Raw genomic sequence first — 370 nt, 5'->3', positions numbered from 1 at the left:
TTCGTTATCTGAAAGTGCCCAAATCAATTTATTTTTCAAGGTTCATATGTTAGAAATAAATCAAAAAGATCTACTTACTTCAATAATCGCTCTTTTATTAGGAGGGTTTTTAACACATATATTTAACAAGTATAAAGAAAGATTAACGATACTGCGTTACACTGTTTGGCATAATAAAATAGCTTTTTCAATGGAAGACCAGGTATTTGGTTCTATACAAGTTACTTACAATGGAATACAAGTACCGATTCTCTATTACTCCTCCATTCATATTTATAATGAATCAAATAGAGATTTGGACAAATTTATCCTAAATATCGTTTGCGATGATTCATCAAAAATGCTAATCACTCATGGCGCAAATAAATCG

1 protein-coding gene is annotated in these 370 nt (G+C 29.7%); it reads left to right on the top strand.

Annotated elements, in window-relative coordinates:
- Window positions 1-46 precede the first annotated feature (46 nt).
- Window positions 47-370 (top strand): hypothetical protein (locus ND811_RS19545; RefSeq protein WP_265365572.1); only part of this gene is annotated, 324 nt, incomplete at its 3' end.

Origin of the sequence: Leptospira soteropolitanensis (genome assembly GCF_026151655.1) — a bacterium.
In the GTDB taxonomy this organism is placed as follows: Bacteria; Spirochaetota; Leptospiria; order Leptospirales; family Leptospiraceae; genus Leptospira_A; species Leptospira_A soteropolitanensis.
This window is presented reverse-complemented; position numbering and strand designations above follow the sequence as displayed.